14 protein-coding genes and 2 pseudogenes are annotated in these 17,280 nt (G+C 51.0%); 9 read left to right on the plus strand and 7 right to left on the minus strand.

The features are described 5' to 3' along the window. The gene (gene arnB, locus BGK49_RS10425; protein WP_005043265.1) at positions 1–1,140 is read right to left on the minus strand and encodes a UDP-4-amino-4-deoxy-L-arabinose aminotransferase; all 1,140 of its coding nucleotides are present in this window, start codon (positions 1,138–1,140) and stop codon (positions 1–3) included. A 307-nt stretch (positions 1,141–1,447) separates the two neighbouring features. Between arnB and ais the strand changes: the two genes are divergently transcribed. Then, complete coding sequence (ais, locus tag BGK49_RS10430) at positions 1,448–2,050, plus strand: lipopolysaccharide core heptose(II)-phosphate phosphatase Ais (protein ID WP_001297077.1); 603 nt, start codon at positions 1,448–1,450, stop codon at positions 2,048–2,050. A gap of 38 nt (positions 2,051–2,088) precedes the next feature. On the opposite strand, the gene nudI is transcribed toward ais, so the two are convergent. Then, the gene (nudI, locus tag BGK49_RS10435) at positions 2,089–2,514 is read right to left on the minus strand and encodes a nucleoside triphosphatase NudI (RefSeq protein WP_032335756.1); all 426 of its coding nucleotides are present in this window, start codon (positions 2,512–2,514) and stop codon (positions 2,089–2,091) included. 278 nt (positions 2,515–2,792) lie between these two features. Between nudI and BGK49_RS10440 the strand changes: the two genes are divergently transcribed. From BGK49_RS10440 to yfaU, 6 genes and pseudogenes are all read left to right on the plus strand, one after another. After that, positions 2,793–3,335 carry a YfaZ family outer membrane protein gene (locus tag BGK49_RS10440; protein ID WP_000717009.1) on the plus strand — a complete coding sequence of 181 codons (543 nt, stop codon included), beginning with the start codon at positions 2,793–2,795 and terminating at the stop codon, positions 3,333–3,335. 99 nt (positions 3,336–3,434) lie between these two features. Further along, a complete protein-coding gene (locus BGK49_RS10445; protein WP_000921617.1) occupies positions 3,435–4,637 on the plus strand; it encodes a nicotinamide mononucleotide deamidase-related protein YfaY in 1,203 nt (400 codons plus the stop codon). Between the two features lie 219 nt (positions 4,638–4,856). Beyond that, positions 4,857–5,639, plus strand: a complete 783-nt coding sequence (locus BGK49_RS10450; RefSeq protein ID WP_000894177.1) for an IclR family transcriptional regulator — start codon at positions 4,857–4,859, stop codon at positions 5,637–5,639. A gap of 14 nt (positions 5,640–5,653) precedes the next feature. Beyond that, positions 5,654–6,858: pseudogene (rhmD, locus tag BGK49_RS10455) on the plus strand (L-rhamnonate dehydratase). A gap of 56 nt (positions 6,859–6,914) precedes the next feature. After that, positions 6,915–8,204 carry an MFS transporter gene (locus BGK49_RS10460; RefSeq protein ID WP_069375739.1) on the plus strand — a complete coding sequence of 430 codons (1,290 nt, stop codon included), beginning with the start codon at positions 6,915–6,917 and terminating at the stop codon, positions 8,202–8,204. A gap of 17 nt (positions 8,205–8,221) precedes the next feature. Further along, entirely contained in the window at positions 8,222–9,025 is an 804-nt protein-coding gene (yfaU, locus tag BGK49_RS10465; RefSeq protein ID WP_000992989.1) for a 2-keto-3-deoxy-L-rhamnonate aldolase, read from the plus strand. A gap of 40 nt (positions 9,026–9,065) precedes the next feature. Here the strand turns inward: yfaU and BGK49_RS10470 are convergent, their stop codons facing one another. The 4 genes from BGK49_RS10470 to glpA form a co-directional block, all read right to left on the minus strand. Further along, a complete protein-coding gene (locus tag BGK49_RS10470) occupies positions 9,066–9,968 on the minus strand; it encodes an ISNCY family transposase (RefSeq protein WP_000140570.1) in 903 nt (300 codons plus the stop codon). Positions 9,969–10,160: 192 nt separating this feature from the next. Continuing rightward, entirely contained in the window at positions 10,161–11,351 is a 1,191-nt protein-coding gene (glpC, locus tag BGK49_RS10475; protein ID WP_001000359.1) for an anaerobic glycerol-3-phosphate dehydrogenase subunit GlpC, read from the minus strand. Beyond that, positions 11,348–12,607, minus strand: a complete 1,260-nt coding sequence (glpB, locus tag BGK49_RS10480; RefSeq protein WP_001209905.1) for a glycerol-3-phosphate dehydrogenase subunit GlpB — start codon at positions 12,605–12,607, stop codon at positions 11,348–11,350. Before glpB ends, glpC begins: the two co-directional genes overlap by 4 nt. Beyond that, positions 12,597–14,225 (minus strand): anaerobic glycerol-3-phosphate dehydrogenase subunit A, encoded by a 1,629-nt coding sequence (glpA, locus tag BGK49_RS10485; RefSeq protein ID WP_000857231.1) that lies wholly within the window; start codon positions 14,223–14,225, stop codon positions 12,597–12,599. Before glpA ends, glpB begins: the two co-directional genes overlap by 11 nt. 272 nt (positions 14,226–14,497) lie before the next feature. Between glpA and glpT the strand changes: the two genes are divergently transcribed. Further along, positions 14,498–15,856 carry a glycerol-3-phosphate transporter gene (gene glpT, locus BGK49_RS10490; protein ID WP_000948732.1) on the plus strand — a complete coding sequence of 453 codons (1,359 nt, stop codon included), beginning with the start codon at positions 14,498–14,500 and terminating at the stop codon, positions 15,854–15,856. 4 nt (positions 15,857–15,860) lie between these two features. Then, complete coding sequence (glpQ, locus tag BGK49_RS10495) at positions 15,861–16,937, plus strand: glycerophosphodiester phosphodiesterase (RefSeq protein ID WP_000779090.1); 1,077 nt, start codon at positions 15,861–15,863, stop codon at positions 16,935–16,937. Positions 16,938–16,978: 41 nt separating this feature from the next. Here glpQ and BGK49_RS10500 read toward each other — a convergent pair. Next, positions 16,979–17,182: pseudogene (locus tag BGK49_RS10500) on the minus strand (LysR family transcriptional regulator); the annotation flags it as partial. Between the last annotated feature and the right edge of the window lie 98 nt (positions 17,183–17,280).

The raw sequence follows: 17,280 nt of genomic DNA on the forward strand, positions 1-17,280 counted from the left end.
TTATTGTCCTGCGAGTTGCTGAAGGGCTGTGATGACACGGTCGGCATCTGCGGTAGTCATATCCGGGAACAGCGGCAAAGAACAGATGCGTTCGCTATTCCATTCGGTATTCGGTAACGACAGCGTGGGAAAACGCTCGCGATAATATTTTTGTGTGTGAGCGGCGCGGAAATGTAACCCGGTACCAATGCCTCTTTCTTTTAACGCTTCCATCAACGCATCGCGACTGATACCACAACGTTGTTCATCGACACGAATAATAAACAGATGCCAGGCGTGAACGTGCGGCCAGGCGGGAAGGCTTAATGGCTGAAAGGGGAGAGCTGCCAGTGCTTGCTGATATTGCTGGGCAATTTCGCGCCGACGGGTGTTGAGGTGCTCTAATTTTGCTAACTGTGTCAGGGCAATCGCGGCGTTAATATCGGTCAGATTGTACTTATAGCCCGGTGTTAAGACTTCAGCCTGCGGTGCACGGCCCCAGGTTTGTCTGTCATAGGCATCGACACCCAGGCCGTGAAATTTCAGCATCCGTAGCTGGCGGGCAAGGTTTTCATTATCAGTTACAATCAGGCCACCTTCCGCACAGGTAATATTTTTAATGGCATGAAATGAAAAAATAGCGGTACATTTTGCGCCAATATGTCGCCCTTTGTAATACGTACCGACGGCATGGGCAGCATCTTCGATAACTGCGATGCCGTAACGTTCGCCAATGGCGCGAATGGCGTCAATATCTGCTGGCGCACCGGCATAATGCACCGGAATGATGGCTTTAGTGCGTGGCGTAATGGCTGACTCGATCGCTTCAGGCGTGACCATCAGCGTATCGCGGTCGACATCCACCATTACCGGCGTTGCACCCAACAAGGAAATCATATTGAGGGTTGAAACCCAGGTCAGGGAAGGCGTAATCACTTCATCGCCCTTGCCAATTTCCAACGCCATTAGCGTGATATGCATTCCGGCGGTGGCTGAACTGACCGCGATGGCATGCTGATTTCCCGTCAACTGGCAAAAGGCTTGCTCAAGCGCCTGATTCTTCGGACCGGTTGTGATCCAACCGGATTCGAGAACCTCTTTAACTGCAGCGAGTTCCTCCACGCCCATTGCTGGTCGCGAAAAAGGCAAAAATTCTGACATTGCTTTTCCTTCCGCCATTGAATACCTGTCCACTTATATTTGCTATAAAGAGTGTTGTGTATATTTTGCCATTTGGAGCGAAAATTTAAGGATAGAATATTAACTTAACCTTAAGAAACTAATATTAGACGTAAATATTGAAGTTTTTATATTTTTTCTTATTTAGGCTTTGCATTTGGCAAAATTTTGAGGCATTTTGCCGACATCGTAGGATTTTTAATATTACACCAACTGCTAATTATCGCCAGAAATGTCGCTCAATTTCACGGTAATTGTCAGGTTGCGCTTGTCTATAGGTGGAGTTTACGTGTTAGCTTTTTGCCGCTCATCATTGAAGTCAAAAAAATATTTCATCATTTTACTGGCGCTCGCTGCAATTGCCGGACTGGGTACTCATGCCGCCTGGAGTAGCAATGGTTTGCCACGTATCGACAATAAAACATTGGCCAGACTGGCACAGCAGCACCCGGTTGTCGTTTTGTTTCGCCATGCTGAACGTTGCGATCGTTCAACCAATCAATGCTTGTCAGATAAAACAGGTATTACGGTTAAAGGTACCCAGGATGCCCGTGAACTGGGCAACGCTTTTAGCGCTGACATCCCTGATTTCGATCTTTATTCCAGTAATACCGTCCGGACCATTCAGTCGGCGACCTGGTTTTCCGCGGGTAAAAAGCTGACGGTAGATAAACGACTTCTTCAGTGCGGTAATGAGATTTATAGTGCAATTAAGGACTTACAAAGCAAAGCGCCTGATAAAAATATCGTTATTTTCACCCATAATCATTGCCTGACATATATTGCTAAAAATAAGCGTGATGCGACATTTAAACCTGATTATCTGGATGGTTTAGTCATGCATGTGGAGAAAGGCAAAGTTTATCTGGATGGGGAATTCGTTAACCACTAAATTTTCAATCTGACAGCCAGTGATGGCTGTCATCATTGTTAAAGAAGACCTTTCAAACGTAACGTTTTTCGGGTGGCAACATTCAAATCATAATGCACCAGATCTTCAGGTTTTACCCACGCGTAGTCCTGAAACTCTTCGTTTATTTTCACTTCTCGGTTGGCAGAAACGCAGTCAAAAATCAGGTAAATCATATAAATCTCTTCCTTGCGACCATCTGCATACGTCTTGGTGCGAATATCATCGCTGAAGGTCCACGGCGTGATTTCTGTCAAAAGCAGCTGTTCTCCCAGTTCTTCGCGAATTTCGCGGCGTAGTGCCTCTTCAATTCGTTCGCCATACTCCACGCCGCCACCCGAAAGCGCCCATTGACAGGGGAAAACGCCGCGATCGTCGGCCATTTTGCACAGCAGATAAGCACCATCATTTTGAATCAAAGGGCATACAATAGTCCGTTGTCGCACAGGGGTATTCCTTATAAATAAAAAGAAACCATGAGAATACGGTAACTCAGAAATATGTGAAAGTGACAGTAATCTCTTTTGCGATGATAACTGCACTTATTATTATTTTTGTGTGTATCGGTAAAGTGTGTTTATTTTTTCGGCGTTTAATTATTTAAGAAGTATTTAGTTACAATAAGTGACTAGATCCCTTTTTTCGCTCATTGAATCCTCTGTGCCAGGCAGTACAATCCCGCAGCTTTGGGAATTTTGATTAATTGCTTGTGGGAAAGGGGATAATGAAAAAAATTGCGCTAGCAGGTCTGGCCGGAATGCTGTTGGTTTCTGCATCGGTCAATGCAATGAGCATCAGCGGTCAGGCGGGTAAAGAATACACCAATATTGGTGTCGGTTTTGGGACTGAATCGACGGGCCTGGCGTTAAGCGGTAACTGGACACATAACGACGACGACGGTGACGTCGCTGGCGTGGGGCTGGGGTTGAATCTGCCTCTAGGGCCGTTAATGGCGACCGTTGGCGGAAAAGGCGTTTACACCAACCCGAATTACGGCGATGAAGGTTATGCCGCAGCGGTAGGAGGTGGTTTGCAGTGGAAAATTGGCAACAGCTTCCGTTTGTTTGGCGAGTATTACTACTCTCCGGATTCACTCTCCAGCGGTATTCAAAGTTATGAGGAAGCGAATGCTGGCGCGCGTTACACCATTATGCGTCCAGTCAGTATTGAGGCGGGTTATCGCTACCTGAATTTGTCGGGTAAAGATGGTAACCGCGACAACGCCGTGGCTGACGGCCCGTATGTTGGGGTTAACGCCAGTTTCTGATCCCTTCCGGCGCGGCATTCTGTCGCGCCATTCAGTTTCTTACTACGCCTTATCTCCCTTTGCGTTATAGTGATTCGATAACAAAAGCAGGAGATAACCATGTTAAAAGTGGAAATGTTATCCACCGGGGATGAAGTGTTACACGGGCAAATCGTTGACACTAACGCTGCCTGGCTGGCCGATTTTTTCTTTCATCAGGGGCTGCCATTATCTCGCCGCAATACGGTGGGGGATAACCTTGATGACTTAGTCACCATTCTTCGCGAACGTAGTCAGCACGCCGATGTGCTGATCGTTAACGGCGGGCTGGGACCGACCAGCGATGATTTAAGCGCACTCGCCGCTGCGACAGCAAAAGGTGAAGGCCTGGTGCTGCATGAAGCCTGGCTCAAAGAGATGGAACGCTATTTCCACGAACGTGGACGAGTAATGGCACCGAGCAACCGTAAACAAGCGGAGCTGCCTGCCAGTGCTGAATTTATCAATAACCCGGTAGGCACCGCCTGTGGTTTTGCCGTGCAGCTTAATCGTTGCCTGATGTTCTTTACTCCCGGCGTACCGTCAGAATTTAAGGTGATGGTCGAGCACGAAATCCTGCCGCGCCTGCGCGAGCGTTTTTCTTTACCACAGCCGCCGGTTTGTCTGCGTTTAACTACCTTTGGTCGTTCGGAAAGCGATCTGGCACAAAGCCTGGACACTCTACAACTGCCGCCGGGCGTAACAATGGGCTATCGCTCTTCAATGCCGATTATCGAACTGAAACTCACCGGACCGGCAAGCGAGCAACAGGCGATGGAAAAACTGTGGCTGGACGTTAAACGTGTTGCCGGACAGAGCGTGATTTTCGAAGGCACCGAAGGACTGCCCGCGCAGATCAGTCGCGAATTGCAAAACCGCCAGTTCAGCCTGACGTTGAGCGAGCAATTCACCGGTGGTTTATTGGCTTTGCAACTTTCTCGCGCAGGTGCTCCATTGCTGGCGTGTGAAGTGGTTCCTTCACAGGAAGAAAACCTGGCGCAAACTGCGCACTGGATTACAGAACGGCGGGCCAACCATTTTGCCGGGCTGGCACTGGCTGTTTCGGGTTTCGAGAACGAACATCTCAACTTTGCGCTAGCCACACCAGACGGCACTTTCGCTCTGCGTGTGTGTTTCAGCACTACGCGCTACAGCCTGGCTATCCGTCAGGAAGTGTGCGCAATGATGGCACTGAATATGCTGCGCCGTTGGTTAAACGGCCAGGATATCGCCAGTGAGCATGGCTGGATTGAGGTTATTGAGTCCATGACCTTATCTGTCTGATTCCGCCACTCTGTGCCGGTTTACTGCACCGGCACATTCCCCCTCCGGCAAAACTTGTCCAACCTGTTGCACTCAATAAGAAAAAATCCGTGCACTGATTCACAAATTTGTGCGTAATTTCTCCAGTCCGCTGGACGAGGAGCGGGATTTGATGCGCTTCACAATTTTACTCCCCCTGAGCAACGAGACTGATTCCAGTATCTAAGACTGGAGTCCAGTATGTTGGAATCAAGCAAAGTTCCCGCCCTGACACGGGCTATTGATATTCTCAATTTGATTGCCCGCATTGGCCCCTGTAGTGCTGCGACGATCATTGACACATTGGGAATCCCTAAAAGCACGGCCTATTTGCTGCTTAATGAACTCAGGCGTCAGCGTTTTCTTAGCCTTGATCACCTGGAAAATTTTTGTTTGTGGACCAGGCTGGTGGAGCTTTCTGGTCATGCGTTAAGCAAGATGGATCTCCGGGAACTGGCTCGACCGCGTTTGACGCAACTGATGGATACCACCGGGCTGTTATGTCATCTGGGGATTATTGATAACGGCAGCGCTTATTACATTTTAAAAGTGGAGTCATCAGCCACTATCAGCGTGCGTTCCCATGAAGGAAAAAGCCTTTCGCTTTATCGCTCCGGAATAGGTAAATGCCTGCTTGCCTGGCAACCTGCAGCGGTACAGCAAAGTATTATCGAAGGGCTGGTCTGGGAGCAGGCGACACCCACAACGATTACTCATCCACAGCAACTTCACGAAGAACTGGCGCGTATTCGCCGTCAGGGCTGGAGCTATGACAACGGCGAAGATTACCCCGATGTCCGTTGTGTCGCTGCGCCGGTGTTTAACGCCAATAACGAGCTTACCGCTGCGATCTCGGTGGTCGGTACCCGCTTACAAATCAATGAAGAATACCGTGATTATCTGGCGGGCAAGGCCATTGCCTGCGCCAGGGATATTTCACGTCTGTTGGGATGGAAAAGTCCCTTTGACTTACAAGCCTCATAACAATGGAGAACATCATGACCCTACCAAAAATTAAACAGGTTCGCGCCTGGTTTACTGGCGGTGCGACAGCAGAAAAAGGCGCTGGCGGCGGTGATTATAACGACCAGGGGGCGAATCACTGGATAGACGATCATATTGCCACCCCGATGAGTAAATACCGCGATTACGAGCAGTCACGCCAGTCATTTGGCATTAACGTTCTTGGCACGTTGGTTGTTGAAGTCGAAGCAGAAAACGGCCAGACCGGATTCGCTGTTTCGACAGCCGGTGAAATGGGCTGTTTTATCGTCGAAAAACACCTTAACTGTTTCATTGAGGGTAAATGTGTCAGTGATATCAAACTGATCCACGATCAAATGCTCAATGCCACCCTGTATTACTCCGGCTCTGGTGGCTTGGTGATGAATACGATTTCCTGTGTCGATCTGGCTCTGTGGGATCTGTTCGGCAAAGTGGTCGGGCTTCCGGTTTATAAACTTTTAGGCGGCGCTGTTCGTGATGAGATTCAGTTCTACGCCACAGGTGCGCGTCCGGATCTGGCAAAAGAGATGGGCTTTATCGGTGGCAAAATGCCGACGCACTGGGGGCCACATGATGGCGATGCGGGGATCCGCAAAGATGCCGCTATGGTCGCGGATATGCGTGAAAAATGCGGTGAAGATTTCTGGTTAATGCTCGACTGCTGGATGAGTCAGGACGTGAACTATGCGACCAAACTAGCCCACGCTTGCGCGCCCTATAACCTGAAATGGATCGAAGAGTGCCTGCCGCCACAGCAGTATGAAGGTTATCGCGAACTGAAACGCAACGCGCCAGTCGGAATGATGGTCACCAGCGGTGAGCACCACGGCACACTGCAATCTTTTCGTACGCTTTCAGAAACCGGTATCGACATTATGCAGCCGGATGTTGGCTGGTGCGGTGGTTTACCACGCTGGTGGAAATTGCCGCAATCGCCAAATCCAGGGGGCAACTGGTGGTGCCGCACGGTTCGTCTGTTTACTCTCACCATGCGGTGATCACCTTCACCAATACGCCATTCAGCGAATTCCTGATGACCAGCCCGGATTGTTCAACGATGCGTCCGCAGTTTGACCCGATTCTGCTCAATGAGCCGGTTCCGGTGAATGGTCGTATTCATAAATCAGTGCTTGATAAACCCGGTTTTGGCGTCGAACTCAATCGTGACTGCAATTTGAAACGCCCCTACAGCCACTAATCACTCCGGGCGTTGCTGTGACAACGGTAACGCCCACATATTCTAAGGAGCTTTTTATGAGCACCGCTTTGCTTGACGCCGTGGTGAAGAAAAACCGTGTGCGTTTAATTCCGTTTATGTTGGAGCTGTATGTGCTGGCGTTTCTCGACCGTTCGAATATCGGTTTTGCCAAACAGACCTACCAGATTGATACCGGGTTGAGTAATGAAGCTTATGCGCTGGAAGCAGGCATTTTCTTTGTGGTATATGCGTTTCTGGGTGTTCCGGCGAATCTTTTGATGCGCAAACTGGGGGCCAGAACCTGGATTGGTACGACAACACTGCTGTGGGGATTTCTTTCGGCAGCCATGGCATGGGCCGATACTGAAGCGAAATTTCTGATAGTTCGCACTCTGCTTGGTGCTGCGGAGGCCGGATTTTTCCCTGGTATGATTTATCTCACCTCGCAATGGTTTCCGCAGCGTAATCGCGCCAGCATTATGGGGCTGTTCTATATGGGCGCACCGCTGGCGTTAACACTGGGATCACCGCTTTCCGGCGCGCTGTTGGAGATGCATGGATTTATGGGGCATCCCGGCTGGTTCTGGATGTTTGTGATTGAAGGATTGTTGGCAGTCGGTGCTGGGGTATTCACATTCTTTTGGCTTGATGACACACCGGAGCAGGCACGTTTTCTGAGTAAACAAGAAAAAACGTTGCTTATCAATCAACTGGCAAGTGAAGAACAACAGAAAGTGACTTCTCGGCTGAGCGATGCGCTGCGTAATGGCCGAGTCTGGCAACTAGCGATTATCTACCTGACCATTCAGGTGGCGGTTTACGGATTAATTTTCTTCCTGCCGACCCAGGTTGCGGCATTGCTGGGAACAAAAGTGGGCTTTACAGCGTCGGTGGTCACCGCCATTCCGTGGGTTGCGGCCTTGTTTGGGACCTGGCTTATTCCGCGCTATTCCGATAAAACCGGCGAACGGCGTAATGTCGCAGCGCTGACATTACTGGCGGCGGGCATTGGTATTGGTCTGTCCGGGCTGCTTTCTCCAGTAATGGCGATCGTAGCGCTGTGTGTTGCAGCTATCGGGTTTATTGCCGTGCAGCCGGTGTTCTGGACGATGCCGACACAACTGCTTTCCGGTACGGCGCTGGCTGCGGGGATTGGTTTTGTAAACCTGTTTGGTGCAGTGGGCGGGTTTATTGCCCCGATCCTGCGCGTGAAAGCAGAAACGTTATTTGCCAGCGATGCGGCAGGATTACTGACACTGGCAGCGGTGGCGGTCATCGGTTCGCTGATTATTTTCACTCTGCGTGTAAATCGTACTGTTGCGCAGACCGACGTGGCACATCATTAAATAGGTTAAGGAACACGATGAACGCATTATTAACCAATCCCTTTAAAGAACGTTTACGCAAGGGCGAAGTGCAAATTGGTCTGTGGTTAAGCTCGACTACTTCTTATATGGCAGAAATTGCCGCTACTTCCGGTTATGACTGGTTGCTGATTGACGGGGAGCACGCGCCAAACACCATTCAGGATCTTTATCACCAGCTACAGGCGGTAGCGCCCTATGCCAGCCAACCCGTGATCCGTCCGGTGGAAGGCAGTAAATCGCTGATTAAACAAGTTCTGGATATTGGCGCGCAAACTCTATTGATCCCGATGGTCGATACTGCCGATCAGGCTCGTCAGGTGGCGTCTGCCACGCGCTATCCTCCCTACGGTGAGCGTGGTGTTGGGGCCAGTGTGGCACGGGCTGCGCGCTGGGGACGCATTGAGAATTACATGGCGCAAGTCAACGATTCGCTTTGTCTGTTAGTGCAGGTGGAAAGTAAAACGGCACTGGATAACCTGGACGAGATCCTCGACGTCGAAGGGATTGATGGCGTGTTTATTGGACCAGCGGATCTTTCTGCGTCGTTGGGCTACCCGGATAACGCCGGGCACCCGGAAGTGCAGCGAATTATTGAAACCAGCATTCGGCGGATCCGTGCTGTGGGTAAAGCGGCTGGTTTTCTGGCTGTGGCTCCTGATATGGCGCAGCAATGCCTGGCGTGGGGAGCGAACTTTGTCGCTGTTGGCGTTGACACGATGCTCTACAGCGATGCCCTGGATCAACGACTGGCGATGTTTAAATCAGGCAAAAATGGGCCACGCATAAAAGGTAGTTATTGATATCAAAGGCCCATGGGGATCGGCTGTGGGCCTGTGTTAATTAGTGGTTATTCGCTGCCAGATCGGCTTCGCTTAGCTGGGTGGCCGCGAGCACCTGGTCACGATCAATGCCCTGTTCCAGCATGCGCAAAGCAATTTTAATGGCTTGTTCATGCATACCTTCCTGCCAGCCAATTTGATGCCCTTCCTGCCGTAGCCGTTCAGCAATAGTCATTAATCTCTCCTTTTGTAGTGGTGAACGTTCGGCAATCTCCTCAATAAAACGGGTGAAACGGGAGGTATCGCCGCATTGCAGCAGATAATTAAACAGTGTTTGTAGCTGGCTGTCATTAGTGAAGCCTCTAACCAAAAGCGTGGTGATCCTGTCGACCATGCCGATTAAATCGCGGTCGCGAATATGCTTTTGAATCAGTTCCAGCAGAGCTATACGCCGATGTTGCATGATCTCATCGTCAGGTACGATGGTGATATCCACCAACGGAAAAGCTTCGGTGTACAACTGCCGGGCAAGTTGCGGATCGTCAAACTCATCCAGCCAGTTAAGTGAGTACGGGTAGGGCGATGTTTCGCCATGATAAAACAGCAATGGCACCACCAGCGGAACTCTGTCATAGCCTTTATCCAGGTGACGCTGCATGGCGGCAGTGGCATAGCGCATTAGCCGAAAAGCCATATTCTTTTCTGCAGAGCTTTGATGTTCAATCACGCAGTAGATATAGCCGTCACCGTCGCTGGTTTCCACGGACCACAAAACATCCGAGTAGTAAGCGCGTAAACTTTTTTCAATAAAACTAGTGGGTTCCAGGCGTAAGGTTTGCAGGTTGCAAAGCTTGCGCAGTGGTTCTGGTAAATGTATTTCGAGAAAATCCCGTGCGGTTTCGGGTGTGAACATAAAGGTTTTAAATACCGCATCATGCGGGGAGGAGGTTGTTGATTCGGTCATGGTTGTCCGTCACCTGATATTTATGATGACGCGACATTACGGTTATCCCAGGCCTTTGACATCTGCCAGTTTCAGCCTTTGCGAGACGTTTTCAGAGGAATTTTCACTGCGTTGCAACGCATACATTGGGCACGGAATCGTGTACGCAAAAATGCCCGGTAACCACATGCTTACCGGGCATCAGAAAGGAGTTTAAGCCAGCGCCTGGGCCAGTAGCGTAATCGGATGTTCGCAGCGAAGACTTGTGGACATCTCAATCTGCCATTTACAGGTTTCGCAGTCGGTGACCACCAGATCTGCGCCGCTTTCTTCTATCTGGCGGAACAGTGGTGCGCCGATGGCTTGTGAGGTGGGGTAGTTCTCTTTTTTGAAACCGTAAGTACCCGCAATACCGCAGCACTGGGAATCCAGCACCGTTAACTCAAGCCCCGGGATTTTACGCAACAGCTCCAGGGTGTAGAGCGTCCAGCCCATTTTTTCCATATGGCACGGAGTGTGATAAACCACTTTCAGCGGCAGCGGTTTCAGCGGTAACGTTTTGCCTTCGTCCAGCTTGCGCCACAGCCAGCGGGTTGCCAGTTCGATATGATCGCGCAAGCCTTTGTTGTCGACATTCAGCACTTCCGGGTATTCGTCGCGCAGGGCAAATGTACAGGTTGAGGAGGTGGCAATCACCGGAATGCCTTTTACTCCCACAGCTTCGCGGATCGACTCTACATTCGTAATTGCCTGTTTGCGTGCTTTATCGGTAAAGCCGTTGGCGATTAGCGGTACGCCGCAGCATTTTTCTTTGCTGAGCAGTTGTACACCGGTACCCATTGCGTTGAGCACTTTAATTAAATCTTTACCTAACTGCGGATGGTTGTAGTTAACGAAGCAGCCGTGAAAGAAAGCGACCTGGTCTTTATATTGTGCTTGCTGAGCCGCTATGCTGCGATACCAGCGACGGAACGTGCCGAAGGAGTATTTCGGTAGCGTGCGACGATGATCGATTTTTAACGCCGCATCAAGCAGCTGCCGCACCGGTTTCAGCGAGGTAGCGGTGTTGACGATTGGTGCGAACGGCGTGGAAACGCTACCCATCAGGTCGGTATGACTCAACACAAAATTACGCAGCGACGGGCGCGTGGTGTCATATTTTGCCCGCGCGCGCTGGATAATATCGCCAATCTTCACATCGGACGGGCAGGCGACTTCACAACGTTTGCAGTTGATGCAATATTTCAGCGCCTCGTCATACAGTGCGCCATCTTTCAAACGCAGACGCTCGCCATCCGGCCCGGCTTGTTTTGGCCCTGGATAACCGGGATTCACCCGGCTCACCGGGCAGGCGGTGGTGCAGACGGTGCACTTAATGCAGTTTTCGAAGCTGGTGTCGTTCATTGTTGGCCTCCTGCGCGTTGGGCAATCTGTTGAGCGGCATGTAAAGCACTGACGGCACAAACACCGCCGCCGCATCCCTGGGCGATGGGATCAAATCCGCCCAGCACCGAACCGATGGCAAACAGGTTCTCAATGGTTTGCCCTGCCTGCGACGGGCATAGCGTCTCATCAGTGGTTACACCGAACTGCTGCCACGGTTGCGGCGCAAAAAAATCGCCCTTATACCATTCACCCCGCGTGGCGGTTTGTAGCACATCAAGGCCGAGAATCGGCTCGCGAATGCCGTTACGTTCCGCTACCAGTCCGCCACTAAAGAAACTGCCGCTGGCGAGAACCGCGAAATGTGGACGTAGCGGAATATCGGCGTGATTGCGGGTCCAGATTTCATTCACTACGCCATTTTTACAGGTCACTTTTTTCACTTCATCGCCCGGCATCCACACGCCACCCTGGCGCACAAACTGGCGCTGTAACTGGTTTTGCAGACGAATGCCCAGCACGGAAGGCGGCAGCGTTGGCAAAAGCATCAGTGAACAAGGTAGTTTTTCATTCAACCAACGCCACAGTTTGTCATCGGCCAGGCCGAAGCAGGCAGGCATCAGGATCATTTCGCAGGTATTGGCGACAGGAATAAGCGCATCAAGTAACAGCGGCCAGTTTTCTTCATTATCAAGGAAACGGGCGATATTCACAGCGCGAAATTCGGTGGCGTTATTGCGCAGGACATCCAGTTCCGGCAGCTCTATTTCTGCGGTTTCAACCGAAAGATCCAGTTCGCGCAACGAAGCCGCCGCAAGATGCGCCTGAAAATCCATCAGGCCGCTTATCCCGACCACACATATTTTCTTCGCGGGCAACGGCCAGACGGGGACTTCTGGCGAACTTAGCCAGGTAGAGCGCAGAGTGCCGAGCGGCGTAATCCTCTGGTGAGCCAGTTCTACGCTGCCCTGCAATTGCGCACCGCTTTCAGCGATTAATGCCTGCGCCTGGCAAGCGAGATCGAGCACGCGTTGTGGCCCGAGAAGAGAGTAAGGATGTGCAGGTGCCTGCTGACGCAAAGATTCCAGTCCACTGTGAATGTCTGCCACGGGTTGACCATCTGGCAGATGGCTCAGCAAATCCAGCGAACCGGATGAGAAATGCAACGCGCTTTGACCACGCGTGACAATGGCACAGCGCAGGCCGTGTTTTTGCAGTTGCAGGCCACAGAGTAATCCGGCGAGGCCGCCGCCCATAATGACAGTATCAAAGCGCATCTTTCTGCTCCTTCTCCAGACCACACAGTCCCTGATAAACCCAGCGGGTAAATTCGCTTTCGCGCAGTGCGTCTCCCCAGGCGATGGGTTGCACGCCTTTCCAGCGTTCGTTAAGGAAGGTGGAAAGTTGCTCGATAGATTGCGCGGACGTCGTGACGTTAAACCGTTGCAGCAGTCCGGCAGCGCGGCAGGCGCAGAGTTCGCCCTGGCAGGTGCCCATCCCCACACGGGTACGACGGCGTAAATCCAGCAGGCTATTAACGTTTAAATTTTCTACCGCGTACTGCACTTCACCCGCAGTTACCGCTTCGCACTCACATACCAGGCTACGGTGCAGACGGCCTTCGCTCAGCCAGGCAGGCGTGCGATCGCCATGACGATAAACCGCAGAACCGCGCAGCGGGGCAGGCAAGGAGATGACTTTACGCAAGGTAACTTCAGCGGGTTCTTGTGAACCAGGCAGTGCCAGATCGGCAGTCGTACAGGGGCGCGTGTTGCCCAGTTTGCGGCATACCGCGTCGGTAGCCCATTCAGCCATCAGCCGATAGGTCATCAGTTTGCCACCGGTGATGGTGATAAATCCGTCCAGACCATCGCGTTCAGCATGGTCGAGCAGCACGATGCCACGGCTGACGTTACGTCCGCTCGGATCGTCATCGCTGGCAACCAGCGGGCGCACGCCAGAATAGGCCCGCAAAATGCGCGTTTTCGCCATCACGGGGGCCAGTTTTTCCCCTTCACGCAGCAGAATATCAACCTCTTCTGCCGTCACTCGATTATCGTCAATCTCGTTGTAATCAATACGTAAAGAGGTGGTACCAATCAGCGAAATGGTATCGCCAGGCACCAGAATATCGGCGTCGGAAGGTTTACGGCAGCGGTTAATCACATGCTGGTTAATGCGGTGATCCATGATCAGCAGCGATCCTTTCGCCGGGAACATGCGAATGCGCAGATCGGCATATTCGGCAATGTGTTGCCCCCAGATCCCAGCGGCATTAACCACGACAGGTGCATGAAGGGCCTGAGTTTCGCCGGTGAGATGGTTACGTACACGAACACCGCACACCGTCGCGCCTTCACGAATCAGCCCCGTGACTTCATGAGCGGTAAGGATAACGGCACCGTGTTCTTTGGTATCCAGCATGTTTGCTGCGGTCAGACGAAATGGATCAACGGTGCCATCCGGAACTTTCACCGCGCCAATCAGTGCCGGGTTGGCGGCAGGTTCGATAATGCGCGCTTGCTGCGGGTCTATAGCTTCTGCGCTGATCCCTGCTTCTTCGCAGGCGCGAATAAAAGTGGCCTGGAATGAGAGGTCATCTTCCGGCAGGGTGATAAACAGGCCGTTGGTTGGTTCAACGCAGTGACGTGCAATGCGTTTCAGGATCTGGTTTTCACTAATGCATTCGCGGGCCGATTCCGCATCGGTTACCGCATAGCGCGCACCGCTGTGCAGCAGGCCGTGGTTACGCCCGGTGGCACCGGTTGCGATGTCGTGGCGCTCAACCAAAATCACGCGCAGCCCGCGCAGGGCACAGTCGCGGGCAATCCCGGCTCCCGTTGCGCCGCCGCCAATGATAATCACGTCACTTGATTGCGAGTCGCGAGTTTTCATTGTTATCCCTCTGAAGTTCGTTTTTTACCATTTAGCCATAGTAAAAACATGAATTGTTTGATTTCGAGCATGTTCGCTCATAATTCGAAAGTGAAACGTGATTTCATGCGTCATTTTGAACATTTTGTAAATCTTATTTAATAATGTGTGCGGCAATTCACATTTAATTTATGAATGTTTTCTTAACATCGCGGCAACTCAAGAAACGGCAGGTTCTCTCACTGAATCAGGCTGTTAATCATAAATAAGACCACGGGCCACGGAGGCTATCAATGTTGAGTATTTTTAAACCAGCGCCACACAAAGCGCGCTTACCTGCTGCGGAGATCGATCCGACTTATCGTCGATTGCGCTGGCAAATTTTCTTGGGGATATTCTTTGGCTATGCGGCTTACTATTTGGTTCGTAAGAACTTTGCGCTTGCTATGCCTTATCTGGTCGAGCAGGGATTCTCTCGCGGTGATTTAGGTTTCGCGCTTTCGGGGATCTCGATCGCTTATGGATTTTCGAAATTCATAATGGGTTCGGTATCAGATCGCTCGAATCCGCGCGTTTTCCTCCCCGCAGGTTTGATTCTGGCGGCGGCAGTGATGTTGTTTATGGGCTTTGTGCCATGGGCGACGTCGAGCATTGCGGTGATGTTTGTACTTTTGTTCCTCTGCGGTTGGTTCCAGGGGATGGGGTGGCCGCCGTGTGGTCGTACTATGGTGCACTGGTGGTCGCAGAAAGAACGTGGCGGCATTGTGTCAGTGTGGAACTGTGCGCACAACGTTGGTGGTGGTATTCCGCCGCTGCTGTTCCTGCTGGGGATGGCCTGGTTCAATGACTGGCATGCGGCGCTCTATATGCCTGCTTTCTGCGCCATTCTGGTGGCATTATTCGCCTTTGCGATGATGCGCGATACCCCGCAATCCTGTGGCTTGCCGCCGATCGAAGAGTACAAAAATGATTATCCGGACGACTATAACGAAAAAGCGGAACAGGAGCTGACGGCGAAGCAAATCTTCATGCAGTACGTACTGCCGAACAAACTGCTGTGGTATATCGCCATCGCCAACGTGTTCGTTTATCTGCTGCGTTACGGCATCCTCGACTGGTCACCGACTTATCTGAAAGAGGTTAAGCATTTCGCGCTGGATAAATCCTCCTGGGCCTACTTCCTTTATGAATATGCAGGTATTCCGGGCACTCTGCTGTGCGGCTGGATGTCGGATAAAGTCTTCCGTGGCAACCGTGGGGCAACCGGCGTTTTCTTTATGACACTGGTGACCATCGCGACTATCGTTTACTGGATGAACCCGGCAGGTAACCCAACCGTCGATATGATTTGTATGATTGTTATCGGCTTCCTGATCTACGGTCCTGTGATGCTGATCGGTCTGCATGCGCTGGAACTGGCACCGAAAAAAGCGGCAGGTACGGCAGCGGGCTTTACCGGGCTGTTTGGTTACCTGGGCGGTTCGGTGGCGGCGAGCGCGATTGTTGGCTACACCGTGGACTTCTTCGGCTGGGATGGCGGCTTTATGGTAATGATTGGCGGCAGCATTCTGGCGGTTATCTTGTTGATTGTTGTGATGATTGGCGAAAAACGTCGCCATGAACAATTACTACAAAAACGCAACGGAGGCTAATGGCATGAAATTGACGCTGAAAAACCTTAGCATGGCGATCATGATGAGCACTATAGTCATGGGAAGCAGTGCAATGGCGGCGGACAGCAACGAAAAAATAGTCATCGCCCATCGCGGTGCCAGTGGATATTTGCCGGAGCATACGCTGCCAGCAAAAGCGATGGCGTATGCGCAGGGAGCGGATTATCTGGAACAGGATTTGGTGATGACCAAAGACGACCATCTGGTTGTTCTGCATGACCATTATCTCGATCGTGTTACTGATGTTGCCGATCGTTTCCCGGATCGGGCGCGCAAAGACGGTCGTTACTACGCGATAGATTTCACGCTGGATGAAATTAAGTCGTTGAAATTTACCGAAGGTTTCGATATTGAAAACGGTAAAAAAGTGCAGACTTATCCGGGGCGTTTCCCAATGGGTAAGTCCGACTTCCGGGTGCACACCTTTGAAGAAGAGATTGAATTTGTTCAGGGGTTAAATCACTCTACCGGGAAAAATATCGGTATTTATCCAGAAATCAAAGCGCCGTGGTTCCATCATCAGGAAGGGAAGGATATTGCGGCAAAAACGCTGGAAGTGCTGAAGAAATATGGTTACACCGGTAAAGACGATAAAGTTTATTTGCAATGTTTTGATGCTGATGAGCTGAAGCGTATTAAGAATGAGCTGGAACCCAAAATGGGCATGGAGCTCAATCTGGTACAGCTGATTGCCTATACCGACTGGAATGAAACGCAGCAGAAACAGCCGGATGGAAGCTGGGTTAATTACAACTACGACTGGATGTTTAAGCCGGGTGCCATGAAACAGGTGGCGGAATATGCAGATGGTATTGGTCCGGATTACCATATGTTGATTGAGGAGACATCGCAGCCGGGTAATATCAAACTCACTGGCATGGTGCAAGATGCTCAGCAGAATAAACTGGTAGTGCATCCTTATACCGTGCGGTCAGATAAACTGCCTGAATACACTCCTGATGTGAATCAGTTATATGATGCTCTGTATAACAAAGCGGGTGTAAATGGGCTGTTTACTGATTTCCCTGATAAGGCAGTAAAATTTCTTAATAAAGAGTAATGTTACTGCAGGATGGTGTTCATGCGCCATCCTGTCTCATATCAAATTTTTCCAATCGCCACTAATTGTTCCATGCACATTTGTAGTAAAAACAGTGGACTGCCTTCTACCGGCTTTTCTTTAGCCAGCAACGAAATCTGTCGATAGAAAGTTGGTTCGAGAGGAACGGAACACAATTCACCTGCAATGCTTTTCAGCGTTAACTCTGGTTGTAAGGCGATGCCTAATCCCTGTCGAATAAAATTGGATTTGCCCCTATATTTCCAGACATCTGTTATCACTTAACCCATTACAAGCCCGCTGCCGCAGATATTCCCGTGGCGAGCGATAACCCAGCGCACTA

The sequence above is a fragment of the Shigella sp. FC1544 genome (assembly GCF_001722145.1).
Taxonomy (GTDB): Bacteria; Pseudomonadota; Gammaproteobacteria; order Enterobacterales; family Enterobacteriaceae; genus Escherichia; species Escherichia coli.

Excerpts from the sequence above, each read along its gene's own strand:
- arnB (WP_005043265.1), bottom strand. The coding sequence starts at position 1,140 with ATGTCAGAATTTTTGCCTTTTTCGCGACCAGCAATGGGCGTGGAGGAA.
- BGK49_RS10440 (WP_000717009.1), top strand. The coding sequence starts at position 2,793 with ATGAAAAAAATTGCGCTAGCAGGTCTGGCCGGAATGCTGTTGGTTTCT.
- BGK49_RS10445 (WP_000921617.1), top strand. The coding sequence starts at position 3,435 with ATGTTAAAAGTGGAAATGTTATCCACCGGGGATGAAGTGTTACACGGG.
- BGK49_RS10450 (WP_000894177.1), top strand. The coding sequence starts at position 4,857 with ATGTTGGAATCAAGCAAAGTTCCCGCCCTGACACGGGCTATTGATATT.
- BGK49_RS10460 (WP_069375739.1), top strand. The coding sequence starts at position 6,915 with ATGAGCACCGCTTTGCTTGACGCCGTGGTGAAGAAAAACCGTGTGCGT.
- yfaU (WP_000992989.1), top strand. The coding sequence starts at position 8,222 with ATGAACGCATTATTAACCAATCCCTTTAAAGAACGTTTACGCAAGGGC.
- BGK49_RS10470 (WP_000140570.1), bottom strand. The coding sequence starts at position 9,968 with ATGACCGAATCAACAACCTCCTCCCCGCATGATGCGGTATTTAAAACC.
- glpC (WP_001000359.1), bottom strand. The coding sequence starts at position 11,351 with ATGAACGACACCAGCTTCGAAAACTGCATTAAGTGCACCGTCTGCACC.
- glpB (WP_001209905.1), bottom strand. The coding sequence starts at position 12,607 with ATGCGCTTTGATACTGTCATTATGGGCGGCGGCCTCGCCGGATTACTC.
- glpA (WP_000857231.1), bottom strand. The coding sequence starts at position 14,225 with ATGAAAACTCGCGACTCGCAATCAAGTGACGTGATTATCATTGGCGGC.
- glpT (WP_000948732.1), top strand. The coding sequence starts at position 14,498 with ATGTTGAGTATTTTTAAACCAGCGCCACACAAAGCGCGCTTACCTGCT.
- glpQ (WP_000779090.1), top strand. The coding sequence starts at position 15,861 with ATGAAATTGACGCTGAAAAACCTTAGCATGGCGATCATGATGAGCACT.